Below are 22014 nucleotides of genomic sequence, written 5' to 3'. Positions count from 1 at the left end.
CGAAAACGGGGCATTCCATCGCAAAGTGGGTGATCTAGATCACTCGTGCGCCTCTAGGGAACTTGCAGGAGGGATGTTACGTTCTGATCGTTTTGCTCGCTCTGACTCCTTGTGAGGGGCCAAGTTGCCTGGTGTGCGCGTTTATAGAGGTGGGCGGAAACGGCGTTCCCCGGGCGTGGTCTCCGCAGGCGTCGCCGTCTTCACGCTCTCGGCGTCAATGACGGTGAGCCTGGGGACGCCGAGCCTCGCCGCCGTCGGAGCGTCGAGCCGGCCGGTGCCGCGTCACGCGCAGCAAGCTCCGTCAATCGAACGCGCTGAAGCGGCTGCCGTCCGCAAGGCGAAGGAGAGCGACTCGCCGGTCGAGGTCCTCGCTGAGCGCACCGAGACTCGCCAGGTCATGGCCCAGCCGGACGGTACGTTCAGCTCGGACGAGTCATTGCTGCCGCGCTGGGTGAAGGGACCTGACGGCACATGGCAGCCCGTCGACCCGACCCTGCGGGCGACCAAGGACGGGACGGTGATGCCCAAAGCCGTTCCCGTTCGAATCAGGCTCTCCGGCGGAGGCCGGGCACCGCTGCTCCAGAGCACCGACCGCGGGCGCTCCATCACGCTCACCTGGCAGGGAAGACTGCCCAAACCCACGCTCTCCGGGAACACGGCGACCTACGCAGTGCGCCCCGGCGTGGATCTCCGGCTCACGGTCTCCGCCCTGAACGTGTCCCAAGAGATCGTCATCAAGAGCCGGAAGGCGACTGCCGACCCAGCACTGAAGCGCCTCACGTTCGGGCTGCAAGGAAGCGGCATCTCCTTCCACACCAACGCTTCGGGTGGTATCGACGCGACCGCGGCGAACGGCGTATCCGTTTCCCATCTACCGCCGGCACGGATGCGGGATTCCACAGGGAGGACCGGTCCCGTCGAACGGACACACGAGAGCGTGCTGCCGTTGGAGACCGGTGCCGGAACCATGGCAGTGGTACCCGACCAGAAGATGCTGGGGAGTTCCGACACTCGCTTTCCCGTAGTGATCGCCTTGAGCGATCCGACCCCCGAGTGGTCCGGAAGCAAGCAGCACTGGGTCATGATCGACCAGGCCCATTCCACGGAGACCTACTGGGACTCCAGCCATAGGCCCGAGGTCGGGGCCTACACCGATCCGGACACCGGTGCCCACGGCATCAAGAGATCCTTCTTCCGGATGGACTCGGACAACGTCAACGGAAAGCACATCCTGAAGGCGACTTTCCGTATCGAGCAGACGTACTCGTATGGCTGCACCAAGACGCCTAGCGCCACCGAGATCTACTTCACCGGCGGAATCCACGGCTACACCACCTGGAAGCGCCAGCCGTCGTGGGGCAGCCCGCTCGACAGTGTCGCGAAGGACGCGGGCCACGATTCGTCCTGTCCGGATGACGACGACGAGTTCAACGTCACCTCGGCCGTCGTGACGGCCGCCAGGAAGGGTCTGCCGAATACGACGTTCGGTTTGAAAGATCGTGACGACACCACCAGCAGTGACTGGGGCTGGAAGGGTTTCAGCTCCAACCCCCACCTGGTGATCAAGTACAACACCGTCCCGAAGACCCCGTACGGGCAGGCGACCAACCCGGGTACGGAATGTACGCAAGGCGCCAACCGCCCGGTCATCAACCCGAACAGCACTCCGGCCAAGAAACTCACGCTCAAGACTCAGCTGTACGACCCGGACAAGGACATCAAGACCCACAACCCGGACGATCAGGTACGGGCCGAGTACGAGGTGAACCACTACAACGCGACCAGCAAGACGTGGGAAATGGTCGGAGCGCGCCTCTACAGCTCCTTCATCCCAAGCGGTTCGCCGAGCACGGTCTCCGTCGATGTTCCCGCGGCCTCTTTCAAGAACGGAGAGGTCTATCGCTGGCACGTGTGGGCTTGGGACGGCACGGACAACAGCGCCTGGAGTTCCTGGTGCGAGTTCGGCGTCGACTCCACGGCCCCCGATCAGGTCCCCCAGATCAGCTCGACGGATTATCCGGATGACGAGCCCACCGATCCGGCCGATTGGCACGGCGGAGTCGGACGGGCCGGAACGTTCACCTTCTCTCCCGGAAGCGCCGAGACCGGCGTCACGGCGTACCGGTACGCACTCGACTACGCCGGCCAGGCAACCGCCGCAACGCAGGTGAGCGCGTCGACACCCGTTCAGATCACCCCGAAGCACCAGTGGGTGAACAAACGCTTCGTCTATCCGGTCGACGCGGCCGGCAACGTCGGCACCAGGTACGCCGAATATGACTTCTACGTGAAACCGCTGTCAGTCTCCGGGGCTCCGGTCGGCCACTGGGCGCTGGATGACGGCACAGGCAACACGGCCGCTGACTCCGCGTCCGGCGGCCACCCGATCACGTGGACCGGCGGAGCGACGTGGGGCAGCGGGCGGATCGGCGGCGGCGGTCACCTCAACGGCTCCACCAACTACGGGGAGACCAGCGGTCCGGTGACGCATACCGATGCCGGCTTCACCGTCTCGGCGTGGGTACGACTCACCGACAGCAGTCATACGGCGACGGTCGCCGCTCAGGCCGGCAGCGTCAACAGCGGCTTCCAGCTTTACCGGCTACGCCCTGTACGACGGCCTGCTGCGAAAGCGGCAGTCGCAGGGGCCCGCGCCGGGCGGCGGACGCGTCCTAACCGACACCTTCTACGACAGCCGCGGCCTCGTCACCGCCACGGACAGCGACTATTACAACGAGGACGATCCCGGGACGACGCTCTACACCCCGAAGAGCTCTGCGGACGTCCCCAGTCAGACGCTGACGACGTACAACGGCATGGAATGGCCGACCGCGCAGATCCTCCGCGCGCACGCCAATGAGAAGTGGCGCACGACCACCGAGTACGACGGCGAGCGGATCAGCGTCATCCCGCCCAACGGCGGAACGCCCACGACGACGATCACCGACGCTCAGGGCCGTACGGTCGAGATCGACCAGTACAAGGGCGACGACGCCAGCGGCGATCACGACGCGGTCCACTACACGTACGACCCCGCCGGTCGCCTCGGCACCGTCAAGGACGCCGCCGGAAGCACCTGGACGTACCACTACGACCTCATCGGGCGTCAGAGCCAGGCCGACGACCCGGACAAGGGCACCACGACCTTCACATACAACAACCGTGACCTGGTCGAGACGGTCACCGACGCCCGCCACCACAAGCTGTTCTTCACCTACGACGAGCTGGCCCGCAAGACCGCCGAGTACGAGAACGACACGAACGGCTTCAAGCTCGCCGAATGGGCGTACGACACCGCGGTCGACGCGACCACCGGCAAACCCGACCTCGGCCAGCCCGCCTCCTCGACCCGGCACGTCAAGCAGAGCGACGGCAGCATCGCCGACTACGTCAACGCCGTCGGCTCCTACGACGACGCCTACCGGCCCAAGACCACCTCGGTGACCATCCCGTCCGCCGAGGGCAAGCTCGCGGGGACGTACAGCACCACAACGGAGTACAACCTCGACGGCACGCTGTACCGGACGACGATCCCGCGAGCCGGCGGGCTGCCGACGGAGACGCTGACCTACGGCTACGACGAGCTCGGTGACGTCAAGACCCTCCAGGGCTTGTCGACCTACGTCACCGGCTCCACGTACGACAAGATCGGCCAGCTCATCCAGCAGATGATGTGGACCGGTGGGAGCAGCAAGCGTCTGCTGCGCACGAACACCATCGACGACGGTACCAACCGTCTGATGCAGACGACCGACGAGAAGGAGACCGCACCGACCCCCGTCGACAACGTCAACTACAAGTACGACGACGCGGGCAAGGTCACGAAGATCGCGGACACACCGACCGGGCAGACGCCCGACGTCCAGTGCTTCTCCTACGACCACCTGCAGCGACTGAGCGAGGCGTGGACGGCCACGGACGACTGCGCCGCCGAGCCGACCAAGGACAGCGCCTCGTCCATCATCGGCGGCGCGTCGCCGTACTGGCAGTCGTTCAAGTACGACGCGGTCGGCGACCGGACCAGCTCGGTCGACCACGACGTCACGGGCGCCACCGCCAAAGACGTCACGCAGACCTACACCTATCCCGCAGCCGACCAGCCCCATCCGCACAGCCTCTCCTCGGTCACCACGACCGGCGGGGCGCGCGACGGCCAGACCGACTCGTTCACCTACGACGACGACGGGAACACCAAGACCCGCCAGATCGGCTCGTCAGGTCCGCAGCAGCAACCCGAGCAGGACTTCACCTGGGACCTCGAAGGCCACCTGTCCAGCGTCGACAAGGGCGGACAGACGACGTCCTTCGTGTACGACGCCGACGGCAACCGCCTCATCCAGCACGCGCCGGACGCCAGCACCCTCTACCTCGCGGGTGAGGAGGTACGGCTCGCCGCCGGCGCCAACGCGGCGACCTGCACGCGGTACTACTCGTTCGGCGGCCAGACGATCGCCGCACGCACCACCGCGTCGCTGACCTGGCTGGTCTCGGACCCGCACGGCACGAGCGACGTCTCGGTGAGCGACGACGCCACGCAGACGGTCACCCGCCGCCGCTTCACCCCGTTCGGGCAGATTCGCGGCGACCAGCCCACGGCCTGGCCGGGCACCCGCGGGTTCGTCGGCGGCACGATCGATACGGCTCTCGGTGGACTGACGCAACTCGGCGCCCGAGAGTACGACACGAACACGGGCCGATTCCTGTCCGTGGACCCGGTCTTCGACCAATCCGATCCACAGTCGTGGAACGGCTACGCCTACGCCGACAACGACCCCGCTACTCGTAGCGACCCGAGCGGCCTGCACATTCCCACCTGTTCGACCCCAGGCGAGTGTTACCCCACCACTACCGGTGGGGGTAACAACGACAACGACGGCCACTCGGATGGGCCGCATTATTCGCCTCCGGCTCCGACGCAGCATCACTGCAGCTGGCTGTGCGGTGCCCGGAACTCCTGGAACAAGCACAAGGCGACGATCGTCAACGTCACCGTCACGATCGTCGTCACCGCCGGATGCGAGGCCGCGACCGGCGGGGCGGGCAGTCTCGGCTGCGCGGTCGTGGGCGGGATGGCCGGCAGCTACGCCGGATACGCGGTATCGACCCCACCCGATCAGCAGACACTGGGCGGGGCGCTCAAAGCCGAGGTCGTCGGCGCAATTACAGCAGCCGCGACCTGGGGCGTCGCCAAGGGCGGCAGCGCCCTCCTCGGCAAGGTCACCACCACGGCCGCAGGTCGTGTCGCCTCTAAGGCCATCGCCAGTGCCGCTTCCAAGGCCAAGGGGGCCGTCGGTAAGGCGGCCTCCGCTGTGGCCCGGGGTGAGGAGGACGGTGCGGGCGGCGAGGTGTCGGCGGGGGCTAAGGCCGCCACGCACGACACGCCTCATGCCACTGAGGAGCCGAGTAGTCCCTCGGGCTGCAACAGTTTCGTGCCGGGCACGAAGGTGCTGCTCGCCAACGGCAAGTCGAAGAAGATCGAGGACGTCAAGGTCGGCGACAAGGTCCTGGCCACCGACCCGAAGACCGGCAAGACCAGCGCCAAACGCGTCATCGCCTCCTTCGGCGGCGTCGACTACAAGAACCTCATACAGATCACCGTCGACACCGACGGCAAACGCGGCAACCGCACCGGCATCATCATCGCCACGGAACATCACCTGTTCTGGAACAAGACGAAGCGCCTCTGGACCCGGGCAGATCACCTAACAGCCGGTCTCAACCTCCGAGCGGCGAGCGGGACGCCCCTGCGTGTCGTAGGAATCGCCTGGTTCTCGGGTCATCCGGCCGTCCGTGATCTTACAGTTAGTGGCACCCACACCTACTATGTGCTCGCCGGCGCGACGCCGGTGCTCGTACACAACTGCGGGAAAGACCAAGGGATCTATGAGTTCCCGGACATGCACAACCCCGGCAAGACCTATGTCGGCAAGTCGATAAACTTGACGAATCGGCTGGGAGATCACCTCCGTAGTGGTCGGTTGGCGAGCATGGATGACGTCAAGATCACGCATGTGTGCGGATGTGAGGACGACGTGTTTGTGGCTGAACACCTGAGGATTCAGCAGTTGCGCAAACAGGGCGTCCCCTTGTCGAATGACATTAATTCTCCTGGGAAGACCATCCTTGATAGGCGTAACCGGCCGATGCTTCCCGGCGCCGAGGAATGGGGTCAATAATGGTTGCTGATTTTTGGTCAGTGATCGGCTCGAATGCTGTTACGGGTCGGGCGGACGTCGAAGCGGCAGTGGGGCAGGTTGAGCGGCGACTGCGTACGCTGGACCTGCCGGACCTGATTAGCTTTCAAGAGCAGCTTGATCAGAATCTGGATGCGCTGGATTTGAGTTCTCTTGCGTCCATCCAGGTTGAATTGGCGGAAGGTTTGGTTCTGGAGCAAACCGCCGATCACTTCCTTTACGCTCGGTGCGCTTGCTTGCTTGCTGGGCGGGAGGAGGTGCGGGTGGTGCTTGATGATTCGGAGCGCTTCAGTGACTTTGTCGCTCCCAGGCTCCAGGCGGCTGAGACGCTGCTTTATCTCGCTCGAATCGAGTATCAAAGGCGCACGGGCCAGCCAATGAGATAATCCTCCAGGGCCGCCTGCGATATACGTTTGTGACGTTGTGACTGGTCAGCTCTTCTCGAGCAGTCCGATTTGATCTCGGTTGCCTGACTGTCGATCATGGTCGGGTGCCCGCCGCTGACAAGCCCTCCTATGAGGAGTTGGCGGCGTTGGTGGTGGAGCTGTCGGCTCGGCTGGAGCGGGCGGAGGCGAGGATCGCCGAGCTTGAGGCGCAATTGGGCAAGAACTGGTTTGCAGAGCCGACTTTTGCGCTCGGCTTCGATTCTTCCGTCTTGTCGCTGGTTGACCTTTCTTGGCGATGGTATTGGGTTGTCCCGGAGATGCGTCGGCTTGAATTTGACATACACCAATACGATTTGCTTGATGCCTTTTTGGAATACGCTATCTCTGTTGACGTGGAGGTGGGTTCTAGGAGTGAAGAAACGTCATTGCGGAAGGGGTTAATTTCTGGCTGGTGAAAGCGATGTTCACTCTTTTCGTTCCAAGGTTGACAGCTCGAAAATTGTCCCATCGGATTTAGATAGAAAAATTCGTGAATAAGGTCTCTACTTCGTTTGAGCCGGTTCGGCTTCCGGGGCAAGCCCGGAGCCGGGCGGCGGTGCTGGCTGCGGTGTTCGCCACGGTCGGACTGATCCCGGTGTCTCTGGTCTTCGTGATCGTGGCGTTCCAGCGGGTTCGCCGTAGTACGGATCGTGGGGCCGGGCTGCTGTTCTACGCCCTGTTTATGAATCTCGTGGCGTTGGCTCTCATTGCCTGGGCCTTGGACGGGACCGCGTCTGATCAGGCCGACGGGTCGGACCATGCGCCGGCGGCACTGACTCTGTTGGTCGGGCAGTGTTACGACCAGCCGCACGGGGAGAAGCTGATCAAGACCAGTGTCGCTCGGTCATGTGACGAGCCGCATGACGGTCAGGTCGGTGCGGTGTTCGACGCCTCTGGCGATTCCTGGCCGGGAGGCGGGACGATTAAGGCGCGGGCGGAGGCCGAGTGCACGAAACGCATGGCGAACGCGCCGAGTCATCAGCCTGACGGTGTCGCACTCGAGGTCCGATTCGTCTACCCGAACGCCGTCGCGTGGCGGCACGGTGTCCGGCATGTGGTGTGCTCGATCGAGCGGAAGGACGGCGAAAAGCTGACGACCACGTACATCTACTGGCGGGACGTCGACGATCTGAGTAAGGGTGACTGCTTCGATCAGCCGATGAGGGCGGCGCTGTACTCCGTAACGGTCATGGGGTGCTCCGCGCCGCATCAGTTCGAGGTCACCTCGACGTTCAGCCTGCCCGACGGTGCGTGGCCTGGCCTTGAGAAGATCAAGAGCGACAGCGAAAAAGGCTGCCGCCAGGGGCTCCCGAAGCATGATGCGAGCGGGCATCCCGTGAGCCTCAGGTACATCCACCCGACCGAGGAGAGCTGGAAGCTCGGCGATCGTCTGGTCGTCTGCTCCGATGGACGGAAGGATCACAAGAAGCTGACCGCTGCCCTTTGACATCGCAGCGTCGAAGGGCAGACGGGCGCCGCGGACGCGCATGGGGCGGAGCGTACGGGAGCGGCGGGCGGTCAGGTGAAGGTGGCGGTGACGGTGTGGCCGTGGTCGGGGTCGCCGGTCCAGGTGACGCGGGTGGCGAGGTCGGCGACGATGGGGAGGCCGCGGCCGTTCTCGGCGAGGTCGTCGTCCTGCGGTCTTCGGTGCGGACCGCTGTCCTCGAGCGACCCGCCCTGATCGGTGACGGAGACCGCGAGGCCGTCCTCCCAGCGGCGGACCTCGACGACGAACGTGCCGCCGGGCCGACCGGAGCGCGTGTGGATGAGGGCGTTGCCGGCCAGCTCGGCCACCACCTGGACCGCGTCGTCGGCGTGCCGGCAGTCATCGAGGAGGAAGGCCACGAACCGGCGGACGAGCCGAGCCTGGTCCGGGCGGCCGGGGAACGTACGACGCCAGTACATCAGCGCCGTGGTGGCGGTCGACATCGTCTCGTGGAGCGTGGCGGTCACGGTGGTGCGCCCTCCCGTCGGATGGGGTGAGTGCCGAGGGCACGGGGAGACAGGTCGATCTCCCAGTGGTCCCGGGGAGCACGACACGGACCCGAGGGGCGGGTCGGGGGCCGGCCCCGCCGGAGCGGTGGTGATTCAAGCGGCCGGTGACGTAGCGGCGCGCCTGCGATTCCCTGCCGTACCCAACTCGAGCGACCCCCTCGATCACATGGCGTGTTCGGGTTCTTACGCATAGTGCTCCGCGCTGCTCATCCACGCAAGCGATTCGCTGAGAATTCTCACAATGTACCGTTCGGTAACAATCTGAAACCGATTGCTTGCACTGAGTGACGTCGCCACACTGGGCTCGTGCCGGATCCCTCACCGACCATCCGCGAACGCCGAATCGCGATCGAGCTACGGCGTCTTCGCGAACAGACCGGTCTCACGCTCGACCAGGCGGCGGAGCGGCTCAAGTGGAGCCGTGCCACGCTCGGCCGGATGGAGACCGCCGTCCGACGGATCAAACCCGTTGAGCTCCAACGGCTCCTCAACACCTACAAGGTGGACGGCCGGCGCCGCGCCGACCTCGTGGAGCTGGCCCGCGGCGCACGAGAACGCGGCTGGTGGCATCGCTACACCGACACCCTGCCCGCCGCGTACGCCACCTATATCGCCCTGGAAGCCGAGGCCCGCTCACTGCGGTGCTACGACGCGTTGGTCGTCCACGGACTGCTGCAGACCGAGGACTACGCACGGGAGGTGATCCGAGCCGGGCTCATGCAGCTCGCCCCCGACTCCGAGGTCGAGCGGCGGGTCGAGGTGCGCCTCAACCGGCAAGTGCTTCTCGCCGAGCGAAAGCCTCCGCTGGAGCTCTGGTGTGTCATCGACGAGAACGTCCTGCGCCGCATGATCGGCGGTGCGGACGTCATGCGGGCCCAATACGCCCGTCTCGCCGAACTCGCCGAGCTCCCCAACGTGACCCTTCAAGTCCTGCCGCACGACGTCGGCGCGCATCCAGGCGCGGCGGGCACGTTCGCCATCCTGGAGTTCCCAGAGCGTTACATGCCCGAGGTGGGGTACATCGAGGCATTCAACAGCGCCTTGTACCTCGAGGACGACGCCGACGTCCATGCCTACTCGCTCGTGTTCAACCGACTTGTCGCCGAGGCCATCGGCATCGACGAATCCGCCGCCGTCCTTCGTCGGCTGGCGGCGTCACAACCCTAGGGAAGGCTCAGATGACCCGCATCGATCAGTTCAGGCTCGCATGGCGCAAGTCCATCCGCAGCAACGCTTCAGGGGGCTGCGTCGAAGTCGCCCCCGTCGACGGCCTGCGGCCCGACGAGGTGGACATCCTCACGGTCCGCTCATCCGGCTGACGACGCGGCGCGAAGCTCCGTCCATGTATGTCGTCGGTACCCGAGGTGGCCGCCTCGGGTACCGATCCGTGGTCGTTCAGGCGTGGTCCTTGCGGAGGGCGTCGAGGGCGAGCAGGGCGACGTGCAGGGAGGCGCACGACTCGACGTCCTCCAGGTCCACGCCGAGCACGCGTTCGATGCGGCGCAGCCGCTCGTACAGCGCCGGCCGGGACAGGTGGGCGCGCTGGGCGGTGAGGACCTTGTTGCGCCCGCTCCCCAGGTAGAGGCCGAGCACGTGGACGAGGTCGCTGCCGCGCTGCGCGTCGTACGTCAGCAGCGGTTCCAGCTCGCGCTCGGTGAACGTCTGCAGGCGCGCGTCGTCGCGGAGCAGGTGCAGGAGGCCGCGCAGCCGCAGGTCGGGCAGGCGGTAGAACAGCCGGTCGTCGGTGCGCCCGGCGGCGACGTCGGCGACCTGCTCGGCCTCCAGGAACGATCGGCGGACATCGCGTACGGACTCCACGGTCGAGCCGACGGCCATGACGAACGCGTCCGCGCCGCCGCGTGCCCGGGCGGACCGGCCGCCGTGGTCGCGCCCGGTCACGGCGGCACCGCAGTGGTGGGCGCGGAGACGGCGCGCGACCTCGCACAGGACGTCGTCCTCGACGGCGCGGGAGGGGAGTGAGGCGAGCACGCCGACCCGGGCCTGCGGGGAGCTCTCGTCGAGGGCGCCGACGAGGGCGGACAGGTTCGCCTCCCGGCAGGCGGCGGCGGTCGCCTCGGCCAGGTCGGCGATCGATGCGGCGGACGACGTGGCGCCGCCGTCGGCCAGGCCGAAGGCCGGGGGAGAGGCGGGCCGGGCGGACGGCCGGGGGAGGACCACGATGCCGAGCAGGCGGCGTCCGGTGAGCGGTACGCCGAGGGCGCGGGCGCGGGCGGCCGCCTCCTGCGGGTCGGCGTACGCGTGGGCGAGGATGCCGCTGATGATCGAGCCGTGGGCCTGGCGTTCGAGGCTCTCGGCGTGCCGGTCGAGCAGCCGGCCGAGGGCGAGGGTGGTCGCCGCGCGCTCGACGAGGACGACGTCGCGGGGTGACGGCGGGTCCATCGAGGTGATGATGAGCCGTCCCCAGTCCTCGCCGCGCGCGCCGACGACCGTGACCAGCCAGCGCGAGGACTCGTCGTACGCGGTGCGCTCCTCGGGGCGTACGGCACGCGAGCGGATCTCCCAGCCGGTCAGCAGCTCGGCGGGGTCGGAGCCGGACATCTCGGCGGCGAGCACCTGGTGGGCGAGGTTCTCCAGCACGACGGGATGCCCGGCCAGGCCGGCCACCTGACGGACCACCTCGGCCGGCGGCGCGCCGTCGACGGACAGCTGGGTGAACACCTCGTGCAGCTTCTCCGAGGCGCGCAGCTCGGCGATCTGGGCGTCGATGATCTGGGCGTGCACCGCCTCGGTGACGTCCACGAAGGGCGTCTCCCGGGCCCAGGCGATCAGCGGGAGGCCGTGCTCCTCGGCTGCCGCGACGAACGCGTCGGGCAGCTCGCGCGCGTACTTACGGCCCAGCTCGACGATGAGGCCGCTGACGCCCACATCGGCCAGCTCCGCGACGTACGTCCGGAGGCGCGATGGATCGTCCGGCAGCGCGATTCCGGTGGTGAGCACCAGCTCGCCGCCGCGCAGCAGGTGGGCGATGTCGGTGACCTCGGCGACGTGGACCCACCGCACGCGGGCGTCGAGGTGGTCCGCGCCGGCGATGATCCGGGGCTCGCCCCGCCGGACCGCGTCGAGCCGCAAGACGTCGGCCAGAGTGGGCAGCACAATTGTGATGCTAGTTAACCGACGCGAGGAGGAGCCAGATGGACCGGCTGGACAGCGATGCCATCGACCGCGAGCTGGCGACGACCCCGGGCTGGGAGCTCGCCGAGGACGCGATCGTCAAGACGGTGACGTTCAAGGACTTCAAGGAGGCGATGGCGTTCGTGAACCGGGTGGCGGAGGTCGCCGAGGAGCACAACCACCACCCGGACATCGCGATCCGGTGGAACAAGGTCACCCTGACGCAGAGCACGCACGTCGCCGGAGGCCTGACGGAGTACGACTTCCGGCTCGCCCGCCACCTCAACGAGCTCTGACGGTGACGGCACGCCCGACACATTGCCAGATGCGGCGTATCGACGTTGACAGTCTGTCGGCTGGCGCTTTGGGGTGTTCAGCGGGAAGACTCGTGTTATGTCGGACTTGCTTGCACGTCATCGCGCGGTCATGCCGAACTGGATGGCCCTCTACTACGACGAGCCCATCGAGATCGTCAGCGGGAAGGGCAACCGCGTCACCGACGCGGGCGGCCGCTCGTACCTCGACTTCTTCGCCGGGATCGTCACCAACACGCTCGGCTACGACCTCGCCGAGGTGCGCGAGGCCGTCGAGCGCCAGCTCCGTACCGGGGTCGTGCACACCTCGACGCTCTATCTGATGCGCGGCCAGGTCGAGCTCGCCGAGAAGATCGCCCGCCTCTCCGGCATCGACGACGCCAAGGTGTTCTTCACCAACTCCGGGACCGAGGCGAACGAGACGGCCCTGCTGCTCGCGACGTACGCGCGCAAGAGCAACCAGATCCTCGCCATGCGGCAGAGCTACCACGGCCGGTCGTTCGGCGCGACCGCGATCACCAGCAACCGCACCTGGAAGAACAACGCGCTCTCCCCGCTCACCGTGAACTTCCTGCACGGCGGCGACCGGCATCTGCCGCAGTTCCGGGGGCTCTCGGACGCCGACTTCATCGAGGTCTGCGTGGCGGACCTGCGGCACAACCTCGCCACCGTCACGGGCGGCGACGTGGCCGCGATCATCGCCGAGCCGATCCAGGGCGTCGGCGGCTACACCGTTCCGCCGGACGGGCTGTACGCGGCGTACCAGGAGGTTCTGGCCGAGCAGGGCATCCTGTTCATCGCCGACGAGGTGCAGACCGGCTGGGGCCGGACCGGCCAGAACTTCTGGGGCATCCAGAACCACGGCGTGACGCCCGACATGATGACGTTCGCCAAGGGGCTCGGCAACGGCTTCGCGATCGGCGGCCTCGTCGCCCGCGGCGAGCTGATGGACTCGCTGCACGCGACCGGCCTGTCGACGTTCGGCGGCAACCCGATCTCCACCGCCGCCGCCAACGCGACGCTCGACTACATCCTCGACCACGACCTGCAGGCCAACGCAGCCAAGGTCGGCGGGCAGATCATCGACGGCCTGCGGGAGGCCGCCGCCCGGCTGCCGATCGTCACCGACGTGCGCGGCAAGGGCCTGATGTTCGCCGTCGAGCTGACCGAGCCGGAGCTCGCCGTACGGGCGCTGGAGGAGACCAAGGCCCGCGGCCTGCTCGTCGGCAAGGGCGGGCTGTACGGCAACACGCTGCGGATGGCCCCGCCGCTCACGCTCACCGAGGATGAGGGCAACGAGGGGCTCGGCATCCTCATCGACGCCCTGGAGGCGATCTCGTCATGAAGCAGATCACGCACTGGATCGGCGGCAAGCCCTGGACCGGGACCGCCGAACGTCAGGGCGACGTGTACGACCCGGCGACCGGGCAGGTCGCCGGGCGGGTGGACTTCGCCTCGGCCGACGAGGTGAACGCCGCCGTGGCGGCGGCGCGCGAGGCGTTCCCCGCCTGGCGGGACGCGTCCCTCGCCAAGCGCGCGAACGTGCTGTTCGCGTTCCGTGAGCTGGTCAACCGGCACCGCGACGAGCTCGCCGCCGTGATCACGTCCGAGCACGGCAAGGTACGGGCCGACGCGGCCGGCGAGGTCGCCCGTGGCCTGGAGGTGGTGGAGTTCGCCTGCGGGATTCCGCACCTGCTCAAGGGCGGCTACTCGGAGAATGTCTCCACGCGGGTCGACTCCTTCTCCATCCGCCAGCCGCTGGGCGTGGTGGCCGGCATCACGCCGTTCAACTTCCCCGCCATGGTGCCGATGTGGATGTTCCCCCTCGCCATCGCCTGCGGGAACACCTTCGTGCTCAAGCCCTCGGAGAAGGACCCGTCGGCCTCGGTGCTCATCGCCGAGCTGTGGAAGGAGGCCGGGCTCCCCGAAGGCGTCTTCAACGTCGTGCACGGGGACAAGGCGGCCGTCGACGGGCTGCTCACCCACCCGGACGTGAGCGCGGTGAGCTTCGTCGGCTCCACGCCGATCGCGCGCTACGTGTACGAGACCGGTACCGCGCACGGCAAGCGGGTGCAGGCCCTCGGCGGCGCGAAGAACCACATGCTCGTGCTGCCCGACGCCGACCTGGACCTGGCCGCCGACGCGGCCGTCTCCGCCGGGTTCGGCTCGGCGGGGGAGCGCTGCATGGCGATCTCCGCGGTCGTCGCGGTCGACCCGGTCGGCGACGAGCTGGTCGCCAAGATCAAGGAGCGGGTCGCGAAGCTGACCGTCGGACCCGGCGACGACGACCGCTCGGAGATGGGCCCCCTGGTCACCGGGGTGCACCGGGACAAGGTCGCGTCCTACCTCGACGGCGGCGTCGCCCAGGGCGCCACGCTGGCCGTGGACGGGCGCGAGCACGGCCTGCCCGACGGCGACGGCTTCTGGCTCGGCCCGACGGTCCTCGACCACGTGACGCCGGAGATGGCCTGCTACCGGGACGAGATCTTCGGTCCCGTCCTGTCCGTCGTACGGACGTCGTCGTACGAGACCGGCATGGAGCTGATCGCCGCCAACCCGTACGGCAACGGCACCGCCGTCTTCACCAACGACGGGGGCGCGGCCCGGCGGTTCACCAACGAGGTCGAGGTCGGGATGGTCGGCGTGAACGTTCCGATCCCGGTGCCGATGGCCTACTACTCCTTCGGCGGCTGGAAGGCCTCGCTGTTCGGCGACACCCACGTGCACGGCACCGAGGGCGTGCACTTCTACACGCGCGGGAAGGTCGTCACCTCCCGCTGGCTCGACCCGTCCCACGGCGGCGTCAACCTGGGGTTCCCCACGAACGGCTGACCGGCGTCGGCGTGATCGCATCCGCGCCGGCGGGTGCGGTCACGCGGCCGGGCCGGGCAGCGTGCTCACGAGGCGAGGGACGCTTGGCGCCGGCCTGGTGACGAAAGGGCGGCATGGTGCGTTCCAAACCGCTCGTCACGCGTGCCGTTATTCGGCTTTAAAGAGTCTGATGCCCGTTTCATCGTGCAGGTCGCTGAATTTCGATATCGGCGGCCTGTTTTCAATTCACGTTAAAAGGGATTTCCGGACGGCGTGAAATCGGGTGGTTGTCACCTGGAGGTCAAAGCGGGGTGGCGGAGGGTGGCCTCGGGCGGCGGGGTGGGTCACGATGGGGCGAGGGGTCCGTCCGCGGGGGATTGAACAAGATCATCTTCGCGCGTCCATCGCGAGCATCCGATCATCTTGAAAATCTCTCAGCTTTGGCGAGTATTGGTTTGCCCTGACGTGGCAGCTTGACAGCCAAAACTACAAATACTAGCCGGAGCTCTTGACCTGCTCTGTGGCATACGACACACTGCGTTTGTCGATAGCTGTTGGCGCAAACTTCAGAAGTTCCCCGGTTCCCAGGGAGCACCCCATGTCTGCCGACGACTCGCCCGACCAGACGCCGTTCTCGTTGCTCGCCGTGCTGGCGGCGCGCTACCCGGAGTGGACGATCTGGTTCGGCGAGGCCACCGGTCACTGGTGGGCGCTCCCTCCCCACGACCGGGGGCCCGGCGAGTTCATCGAGGCTCCGACCGTGAAGGAACTGGTCGAGTCGATCGAGGCGCTCAAAGCGCGCCCCCGAATCCCCTACCAGACCGGCGGTCCACCGCCGGGCACCGCGTCGGGACGGCTTCCCGCCGCTTCCCGACCAGGCAGGTCGTTCCGATGACCCGCCGCCGTACGCGACCCGAGATGGCCGCACCGAAGCCGCGGTCTCAGGCGAGCATTTGTCGGTCACGCCGCCTCCCCCTCCAACACCTCCGTGACAGGCGTGACCGCAGAGGGGCGCTCTCCTGAGGCCGCAGGAGTCCGGGCAACCGTGTAGCCCCCGGCACGGTTGCCCGGACCTCCACCCCGCCTCATCGTGGGTCCGGTCCGCACCCGCCCGCACATGTCGTTACGCTCGCGAGAGACGTGTTCGATGAGACGGGAGCGGGATGAGGGGTTCACGACGGCGCGCGGCAGCCGTGGCGGCGACCGTGCTGGCCGCCGTGCTCGGCCTGGCCGGCTGTAGCGGAGGCGGTAAGGACGGCGGCCACCCCGTACGAGAGGTCCGGGCGGCCGACACCATGGGACCGGGCGAGGGCTCGGTCTCGCTCCTGACCTGGAGCGGCTACGCCGAGGACGGCTCCAACGACCCCCGGGTCGACTGGGTCACGCCGTTCCAGAAGAAGACCCGGTGCCGGGTGGACGTCAAGTACGCGGCCAACGCGCAGGAGATGCTCCAGCTGATGTCCAAGCCGAATCTCCACTACGACGGCGTCGCCGCGCCGCCGGAGATCGCCGGGCAGCTCGTGGCCGACCGCCAGGTCGTACCGGTCAATCCCGACCTGATCGACGGGTACAAGGACCTCGAACCGGCCCTCCGCGCACAGCTCACCAAGGACGGCAAGCCCTACGGAGTGCCCTTCACCTGGGGGGCGAACCTCCTGATGTACGACCAGAAGGTCGTGCGCACGGCCCCGGACAGCTGGGGCGCGCTGTTCGACCCGGCGGAGGCCAAGAAGTACGCCGGCCGTCTCGTGGTCCGCGACAGCCCGCTGACGTTCGGTGACGTCGCCCTCTACCTCAAGGCGCACGATCCGAAGCTGCACATCAAGAACCCGTTCGCGCTGACCGCCAAGCAACTCGCCGCGGCGCAGTCGGTCATCGACAAGCAGCACCCGTACGTCAGCACGTACTGGCTCAATCCGTCCGACGCCATCGCGCCGTTCGCCGACGGGCAGGCCGCGCTGGGTCAGGTCTGGCCCTACCAGGTGGACGTCCTCAGCCGGAGCGGCCGGTCCGTCGCCGGGGTGACCCCGCGCGAGGGCGTCACCGGCTGGATGGACGCCTGGATGATCGGGGCCCGCGGGGACCATCCCAACTGCATGTACCAGTGGCTCAACTGGGCGAGTTCCCCGGAGGTCCAGCAGCAGGTGGCGGAGTGGGACGGCGTCGCCCCGGCCAATCCGGAGGCCTGCGGGCACGACCGGCTGCGTGCCCAGTTCTGCAGCGCCTACCACGTCGGCGACCGGTCGTACCTCGACAAGATCATCTTTGCCCGTACGCCGACGAAGGACTGCGGCGGGGCCGGTGGCGACTGCGCCGACTACGCCGCCTGGACGCGCGCCTGGCAGGCCGCGCGCCACTGAGCCGTGTCCGGCGAAACACCCATGAGCCCGCGAAAAGCCGGAATCCGCGAAACGTCATGACCCTGTGAAGCGCCATGAGCCCGCTGGGTGGAACATCCGCCACTGAGCGGTCGCGGAATCCGCCGGATGACCGAAAAGAGGAGACGCGCGCTCGGCCGCCCCCGCCGAGCGCGCGTCCCCCATCGGGCGTCCCGGGCTCCCCCCGGACCCAGGACGCTCCTTTTCCGGTTAAGCTCTGATCTTCGCGCGCCGGCCCCGGGTCTGCTGGACCGGAATGCGCAGCGCGGGGGCGCAGTCGTCGCAGGCGAACACGCGAGAGTCGTCCGGCAGCCGGCCGACGTGGACACGAGGCCGAGGCCACCTCTTGTGGCAGATCACGCACGCCTCACCCCAGCACTGCTCGATGGTGAGACCCTTCGGATCGAATGTCGGTGTGGAACGGGCCATGACGTCCCCCCAAACTTCTCGGCTCCGTTCGGCCTCCATTTCTACCGGTGGGTCGGTGAGGCATCAGTGTGGGAAACCACAAGGAAGGGCAAAACCCTGGAGAATTGCCGGTCGCATACGATTCTCCGGGATTAGCGCTCAGTTTTGGTCAGGCACCCAACTGCCATGAAAGCCGGCCGGAACTCGGATCGGCAGGTGGACCCGAGCGACCGGTTCGCCGGTGAAATCCTGTGCGGCGAGAATGACGAGGTCGGTGGCGCCACGTCCGGGATCGAACGCAAGGGCCATTACGTAGCCGTCGTCCTCGGCGGCGTCGGGCGAGCGCGGGGCGAAGACCGCCTCCCCGACGGCGGAGCCCGCCGCGAACTCCCGGACCTCGGCGACGCCCGTCATGTAGTCGTGCTTGAGCAGTGCCTCGCCGGCCTTCGTGCGGAGCAGCTCCGCCGCGCTCACCGTGTAGCCGTAGCGGTGCGGCTCGGATACGCGACGCTCGTCGACCCGGGGGAACTCCTGCGGCCGGTCATCGACGCGCTGGGACGAGAGCTTCCCGGCCGCGGGGTCGATCGTCCAGCGGTCCAGGGCGGGCGCCGGGACGTCCTCGAGCCGGCCGGCCACCAGCATCTCCGGGTACCGCGCCACGTCGACGACGAGCCGGTCCCCGTCCTCGTACGCGTTGAGGGTGTGGAACACGAAGCAGGGATCGATGTCGATCCAGCGCACGGAGGAGCCGTCGCCGTCCCGGGGCATGATCCCCACCCGCGCCGGATGCGAAGGGTTCCAGGCGTAGGGCAGCCGCGCGCCGTCGGCCGCGAGGTCCATGCTGAAGGTCACCGGCAGGTCGTACAGGATCACGTGGCGTTCGGTGAGCGCGAAGTCGTGCATCATTGGGCCGCCCTGCACCGGGACGTTCACCGTGCGGGTGACGGCGCCCCGGGCGTCCACGACGACGTACTGGACGTACTCCCAGCCGAAGTGGTACGCGACGGCGTGCAGCTCGCCGGTGCGCGGGTCGTGTTTCGTGTGCGCGGTGTAGGCCCCCGGCAGCGTGCCGCCGAAGTCGCACGGGCCGACCGTGTCCAGCTCATAGGACAGCTCGTACGGGCGCGGGCCCGCCTCGACCAGCGCGAGTGTGCGGCCCGCGTGGGCGAGGACGTGCGTGTTGGCCGCGAAGTCGAAGTCCTCGGTGTCGGGGTCGCCGGACCACTCCTCGCCGAGCCGGCCTGCGACCTCCCGCGACCGGACCCACCGGTTGCGGTACCACTCGGCGCGGCCGTCGCGCAGCCGGACGCCGTGCACCATGCCCTCGCCGAGGAACAGGTGGTAGGCCTCCGGGTCCTCCAGGCCGAGCGGGTTGGGGCCGTTGCGCAGGTAGCGGCCGTTCAGTTCGTCCGGAATGCGTCCGGTCACGGGTAGGTCGAAGGCGGTCACCTCGTCGGTGGCCGGCGCGAACGCGCCGGTCAGGAATCGATTGGTCATCGGTCCTCCTCGGCCGGCGCGAAGCCGACTCCGATGGCGGTCACGGCCGCCGTGAACACGGCGTCCGGATCGGACAGGTGGCCGGCGAGCTCCAGGCTGACGACGCCGTGGGCCACCGACCAGAGCGACTCGGCGATCACCTTCGGATCACCCGAGGGGATGCGGCCCTGCTCCAGGCAGGCGGTGACGGCGCGCTCGAGGTGGCCGAAGGTCTCCTGGGCGACGTCCATCGCCTCGGGACTCGGCTCCCATCCGGGGATCGGCCGGCCGAACATGAGGTCGTAGTAGTTGCGTGCGGTGAGCGCGGTGGCGCGGTAGGCGTGGCCGAGCGCGTACAGGCGGTACAGCGGGTCTTCCTCGCGGACGGCTTCGAAACGCCGGCTGAAGCGGGAGAACCCCTCGACGTACAGCGCCTCGACCAGCCCGTCCTTCCCGCCGAAGAGGGTGTACAGGACCGTCGTGGAGCAGCCGGCGGCCGACGCGATGCGCCGCATGGACAACCCCTCGGGCCCCTCGGTCGCCAGGAGCTCGCCGGCGATGTCGAGCAGGGCCGTACGCAGGGCGGACTGTCCGCGTCCCTGGGCCTGCGCGTAGGGGGTTTCTGCCATCTACGATTCCCTCAAAAACAGCGTTATTTGCTGATAACACTGTTACTACGCTCGCCCGGGGCGGCGTGTCAAGTCCCTGGCCGGCTGACAGCGGAGCGGACGCTGTGCCATCCTGCTGACGGTGCGCAAGTACGTCATCATGGGAGTGCCGGGGAGCGGCAAGAGCACCCAGAGCACCATGCTGTCGCGCGAATACGACCTCGTGCAGATCAGCGTCGGCGACGTCTTCCGGTGGCACGTCAAGAACCACACCAAGATCGGCGCCCAGGTGCGCCGGGTCATGGCCGCCGGCCAGCTGGTCGGCGACGACCTCGTCGAGCGGATCGTCCGGGACCGCTTGGACCAGCACGACTGGAACTACGGGTTCATCATCGACGGGTTCCCGCGCAGCCGCCGCCAGGCCGAGTTCTTCCTGGAGAGCTACGACATCGACGGCGTGATCTACCTCGACCTGCCGGACTCCGAGGTCCGCCGCCGGGTCCTCGCGCGGCGGCTGTGCTCCGTGTGCGGCATGGACTACAACCTCATCGAGGACCGGCCGAAACGGCCCGGTTTCTGCGACGTCTGCGGCGGCGAGCTGGTCACCCGCGAGGATGACACCCCCGAGGCGCTGGCGACCCGCCTGCACGACTACCACGAGAAGACGAACCCGGTCCTGGAACTCTTCCGGCGCAAGGAGTTCGTCTTCGTGATCGACGCGCGGCGCGACCCGGAGGCGGTGCAGCGGGAGATCCGCGATCGCCTGGGTCTCGACGGGCGCCATCCCGTCCGGCCTCTGGAAGAGGACGACTCCGCGCGTCCCGATTGACGCGGGCGGCGGCCGGATGTTCGGCTGAGGCCATGACCGCCGCCGAGGACCTCGTCCGCCGTGCCCGCGAGGAGAACCCGCCGGGAGGCAACCGCTTCCTCGACCTGCTGGAGGCCTCGGCCGTGCCACGGGAGCGGCTGACCTGGCTCGCGGGGGAGCAGTGGCACATCGTGCGCAGCGACCGCCGCAGCTTCGCGCTCTTCGCCGCCCGCTTCCCGGACCCGCCGTCAGGCGACCTCTTCCTCGCCCTGGCGGGCGGCGAGGGCACCGCGCTGGACCTGCTGTCCGGCTTCGCCGGCGCCCTCGGCTGGACGGAGAACGACCTGCGGGCGTACGAGCCGCGCCCGCTCGCGCAGGCCTACCCGGCGTACCTCGCGTGGAGCGCCCTGTCGGGCACCCGCAGCGGCCTCGCGCTCGCGATGCTGGCCAACCTCGAGGAGTGGGGGACGTACTGCGGCCGGACGGCCGACGCCCTCGCCTCCCGGTACGACCTCGCCGAGGAGGGCGTCGCCTTCTTCCGCTACTTCGCCGCGCCGCCGCCCGGCTTCGCCGAGCAGGCGACGGCGGTCATCGAGCAGGGACTGGCGGCCGGGGAGGACCCACGGGAGGCGCTGCGCGCCGCCCGCATGCTCCACGCCTACGAGTCGGCGTTCTGGGCAGCGCTCGCCGAGGGGCTGTGACCCGGGGGAGCGGGCGATTCCAAGCCGAGGGACGTGAACATGTCGGCGAGTTCGGCCTCGAACAGGGGCGCCCCGTCGTCCAGCATGAACTTCACGTGCCCGAACGCCTCCATCGCGACGAGGCCGTACAGCCGCACCCAGGCTGCGGCGTAGAGGCGGATCAGGCCGAGCGGGATACCGGCCCGGTCGAGGCCGCACGCCTTGGCGAAGTGCAGGAGCTGGTCGCGCAGGGCGGGCGGGATGTCCTCGTCGGCGGGCACGGGGAACCGCTCGCGTTCCCATAGATCGGCGAGCATGGTGAAGAAGACGGCGCCGAAGCCCATGGGGGAGGGGCCGCCGTCCTTCGCCGGCGGCTCGTACCCCGGGAGCGGAGCCCCGAAGATCATCGTGAACTCCGGCCGGTGGTCGAGCGCCCAGTGCCGGAAGGCCCGCGACGCCTCGGCGAGCCGGCCGCTGAGATCCTCGGCCGGCATGGTGTCCCGGGCCGCCTCGACCGTCTCGCGGATCTCGCCCTTGTAGCCCTCGATCATGGCCGCGATGAGGTCGTCCAGGCTCGCGTAGTACCGGTAGAGGGCGGGCGCGGTCATGCCCATGTCGCGGGCGATGGCCCGCAGGGAGATGCCCGAGGGGCCGTGGGCCCGCAGGTGCCGGCGCGCCGCCTCCTGGATCTCGCGCACGGTGGCCTCGCGCATGCGTTCGCGGCGGGTCGTCACGCTGCTCCCTTGACATTTGTTAACGACGTATGCTTCGGTAAACGGCGTTAA

Annotated in this window: 19 protein-coding genes; 14 read left to right on the top strand and 5 right to left on the bottom strand. The window is 68.1% G+C overall.

The genetic code is table 11. The annotated features are described in order from the left end of the window. Window positions 1–217: 217 nt before the first annotated feature. The 5 genes from ABEA24_RS17325 to ABEA24_RS17305 all read left to right on the top strand — a co-directional run bounded on the left by ABEA24_RS17325 (window position 218) and on the right by ABEA24_RS17305 (window position 8066). Entirely contained in the window at window positions 218–2860 is a 2643-nt protein-coding gene (locus tag ABEA24_RS17325) for a DNRLRE domain-containing protein (protein WP_345431881.1), read from the top strand. After that, on the top strand, window positions 2817–6176 hold the full coding sequence (locus ABEA24_RS17320) for a polymorphic toxin-type HINT domain-containing protein (RefSeq protein ID WP_345431880.1): 3360 nt from the start codon (window positions 2817–2819) through the stop codon (window positions 6174–6176). Before ABEA24_RS17325 ends, ABEA24_RS17320 begins: the two co-directional genes overlap by 44 nt. After that, the gene (locus ABEA24_RS17315; RefSeq protein WP_345431879.1) at window positions 6176–6580 is read left to right on the top strand and encodes a DUF4240 domain-containing protein; all 405 of its coding nucleotides are present in this window, start codon (window positions 6176–6178) and stop codon (window positions 6578–6580) included. The genes ABEA24_RS17320 and ABEA24_RS17315 overlap by 1 nt, the downstream gene beginning before the upstream one ends. A 104-nt stretch (window positions 6581–6684) precedes the next feature. Next, window positions 6685–7035, top strand: a complete 351-nt coding sequence (locus ABEA24_RS17310) for a hypothetical protein (RefSeq protein ID WP_345431878.1) — start codon at window positions 6685–6687, stop codon at window positions 7033–7035. 140 nt (window positions 7036–7175) lie between these two features. After that, the gene (locus ABEA24_RS17305) at window positions 7176–8066 is read left to right on the top strand and encodes a septum formation family protein (protein ID WP_345431877.1); all 891 of its coding nucleotides are present in this window, start codon (window positions 7176–7178) and stop codon (window positions 8064–8066) included. 71 nt (window positions 8067–8137) lie between these two features. Here ABEA24_RS17305 and ABEA24_RS17300 read toward each other — a convergent pair whose 3' ends face one another. Next, window positions 8138–8572 (bottom strand): ATP-binding protein, encoded by a 435-nt coding sequence (locus tag ABEA24_RS17300; protein ID WP_345431876.1) that lies wholly within the window; start codon window positions 8570–8572, stop codon window positions 8138–8140. Between the two features lie 348 nt (window positions 8573–8920). Between ABEA24_RS17300 and ABEA24_RS17295 the strand changes: the two genes are divergently transcribed. Together ABEA24_RS17295 and ABEA24_RS17290 are read left to right on the top strand one after the other, a co-directional pair. Then, window positions 8921–9781, top strand: a complete 861-nt coding sequence (locus ABEA24_RS17295; protein ID WP_345431875.1) for a helix-turn-helix domain-containing protein — start codon at window positions 8921–8923, stop codon at window positions 9779–9781. An 11-nt stretch (window positions 9782–9792) separates the two neighbouring features. Next, window positions 9793–9933, top strand: a complete 141-nt coding sequence (locus tag ABEA24_RS17290; RefSeq protein WP_345431874.1) for a DUF397 domain-containing protein — start codon at window positions 9793–9795, stop codon at window positions 9931–9933. Window positions 9934–10009: 76 nt separating this feature from the next. On the opposite strand, the gene ABEA24_RS17285 is transcribed toward ABEA24_RS17290, so the two are convergent. Continuing rightward, window positions 10010–11728 (bottom strand): PucR family transcriptional regulator, encoded by a 1719-nt coding sequence (locus tag ABEA24_RS17285; protein WP_345431873.1) that lies wholly within the window; start codon window positions 11726–11728, stop codon window positions 10010–10012. A 38-nt stretch (window positions 11729–11766) separates the two neighbouring features. On the opposite strand from ABEA24_RS17285, the gene ABEA24_RS17280 reads away from it, so the two are divergent. From ABEA24_RS17280 to ABEA24_RS17260, 5 genes are all read left to right on the top strand, one after another. Then, the gene (locus tag ABEA24_RS17280) at window positions 11767–12042 is read left to right on the top strand and encodes a 4a-hydroxytetrahydrobiopterin dehydratase (protein ID WP_345431872.1); all 276 of its coding nucleotides are present in this window, start codon (window positions 11767–11769) and stop codon (window positions 12040–12042) included. Window positions 12043–12139: 97 nt separating this feature from the next. Continuing rightward, entirely contained in the window at window positions 12140–13405 is a 1266-nt protein-coding gene (locus ABEA24_RS17275) for an aspartate aminotransferase family protein (RefSeq protein WP_345431871.1), read from the top strand. Next, window positions 13402–14892, top strand: coding sequence for a CoA-acylating methylmalonate-semialdehyde dehydrogenase (locus tag ABEA24_RS17270; protein ID WP_345431870.1), 1491 nt, complete (start codon window positions 13402–13404; stop codon window positions 14890–14892). Before ABEA24_RS17275 ends, ABEA24_RS17270 begins: the two co-directional genes overlap by 4 nt. A gap of 577 nt (window positions 14893–15469) precedes the next feature. Continuing rightward, entirely contained in the window at window positions 15470–15766 is a 297-nt protein-coding gene (locus ABEA24_RS17265) for a hypothetical protein (protein ID WP_345431869.1), read from the top strand. A gap of 268 nt (window positions 15767–16034) precedes the next feature. After that, the gene (locus ABEA24_RS17260) at window positions 16035–17231 is read left to right on the top strand and encodes an extracellular solute-binding protein (protein WP_345431868.1); all 1197 of its coding nucleotides are present in this window, start codon (window positions 16035–16037) and stop codon (window positions 17229–17231) included. Window positions 17232–17816: 585 nt separating this feature from the next. On the opposite strand, the gene ABEA24_RS17255 is transcribed toward ABEA24_RS17260, so the two are convergent. Together ABEA24_RS17255 and ABEA24_RS17250 are read right to left on the bottom strand one after the other, a co-directional pair. Next, window positions 17817–19154 carry a carotenoid oxygenase family protein gene (locus ABEA24_RS17255; RefSeq protein ID WP_345431867.1) on the bottom strand — a complete coding sequence of 446 codons (1338 nt, stop codon included), beginning with the start codon at window positions 19152–19154 and terminating at the stop codon, window positions 17817–17819. Next, the gene (locus ABEA24_RS17250; RefSeq protein WP_345431866.1) at window positions 19151–19762 is read right to left on the bottom strand and encodes a TetR/AcrR family transcriptional regulator; all 612 of its coding nucleotides are present in this window, start codon (window positions 19760–19762) and stop codon (window positions 19151–19153) included. The genes ABEA24_RS17255 and ABEA24_RS17250 overlap by 4 nt, the downstream gene beginning before the upstream one ends. A gap of 121 nt (window positions 19763–19883) precedes the next feature. Between ABEA24_RS17250 and ABEA24_RS17245 the strand changes: the two genes are divergently transcribed. Beyond that, window positions 19884–20570, top strand: a complete 687-nt coding sequence (locus ABEA24_RS17245) for an adenylate kinase family protein (protein ID WP_345431865.1) — start codon at window positions 19884–19886, stop codon at window positions 20568–20570. 32 nt (window positions 20571–20602) lie between these two features. Then, window positions 20603–21250, top strand: coding sequence for a thiaminase II/PqqC family protein (locus tag ABEA24_RS17240; protein WP_345431864.1), 648 nt, complete (start codon window positions 20603–20605; stop codon window positions 21248–21250). On the opposite strand, the gene ABEA24_RS17235 is transcribed toward ABEA24_RS17240, so the two are convergent. Next, window positions 21208–21963: a TetR/AcrR family transcriptional regulator gene (locus tag ABEA24_RS17235; protein WP_345431863.1), complete on the bottom strand. Its 756-nt coding sequence runs from the start codon at window positions 21961–21963 to the stop codon at window positions 21208–21210. The two genes, ABEA24_RS17240 and ABEA24_RS17235, sit on opposite strands and share 43 nt — an antisense overlap. Window positions 21964–22014: the final 51 nt, after the last annotated feature.

It is taken from the genome of Actinoallomurus vinaceus (assembly GCF_039542055.1).
Classification (GTDB): Bacteria; Actinomycetota; Actinomycetes; order Streptosporangiales; family Streptosporangiaceae; genus Actinoallomurus; species Actinoallomurus vinaceus.
This window is presented reverse-complemented; position numbering and strand designations above follow the sequence as displayed.

Bases quoted from the DNA above. Each gene is read 5' to 3' on its own strand.
- ABEA24_RS17320 (WP_345431880.1), top strand. From the start codon at position 2,817: ATGGAATGGCCGACCGCGCAGATCCTCCGCGCGCACGCCAATGAGAAG.
- ABEA24_RS17270 (WP_345431870.1), top strand. From the start codon at position 13,402: ATGAAGCAGATCACGCACTGGATCGGCGGCAAGCCCTGGACCGGGACC.
- ABEA24_RS17280 (WP_345431872.1), top strand. From the start codon at position 11,767: ATGGACCGGCTGGACAGCGATGCCATCGACCGCGAGCTGGCGACGACC.
- ABEA24_RS17315 (WP_345431879.1), top strand. From the start codon at position 6,176: ATGGTTGCTGATTTTTGGTCAGTGATCGGCTCGAATGCTGTTACGGGT.
- ABEA24_RS17260 (WP_345431868.1), top strand. From the start codon at position 16,035: ATGAGGGGTTCACGACGGCGCGCGGCAGCCGTGGCGGCGACCGTGCTG.
- ABEA24_RS17240 (WP_345431864.1), top strand. From the start codon at position 20,603: ATGACCGCCGCCGAGGACCTCGTCCGCCGTGCCCGCGAGGAGAACCCG.
- ABEA24_RS17275 (WP_345431871.1), top strand. From the start codon at position 12,140: ATGTCGGACTTGCTTGCACGTCATCGCGCGGTCATGCCGAACTGGATG.
- ABEA24_RS17255 (WP_345431867.1), bottom strand. From the start codon at position 19,154: ATGACCAATCGATTCCTGACCGGCGCGTTCGCGCCGGCCACCGACGAG.
- ABEA24_RS17325 (WP_345431881.1), top strand. From the start codon at position 218: ATGACGGTGAGCCTGGGGACGCCGAGCCTCGCCGCCGTCGGAGCGTCG.
- ABEA24_RS17265 (WP_345431869.1), top strand. From the start codon at position 15,470: ATGTCTGCCGACGACTCGCCCGACCAGACGCCGTTCTCGTTGCTCGCC.
- ABEA24_RS17290 (WP_345431874.1), top strand. From the start codon at position 9,793: ATGACCCGCATCGATCAGTTCAGGCTCGCATGGCGCAAGTCCATCCGC.
- ABEA24_RS17250 (WP_345431866.1), bottom strand. From the start codon at position 19,762: ATGGCAGAAACCCCCTACGCGCAGGCCCAGGGACGCGGACAGTCCGCC.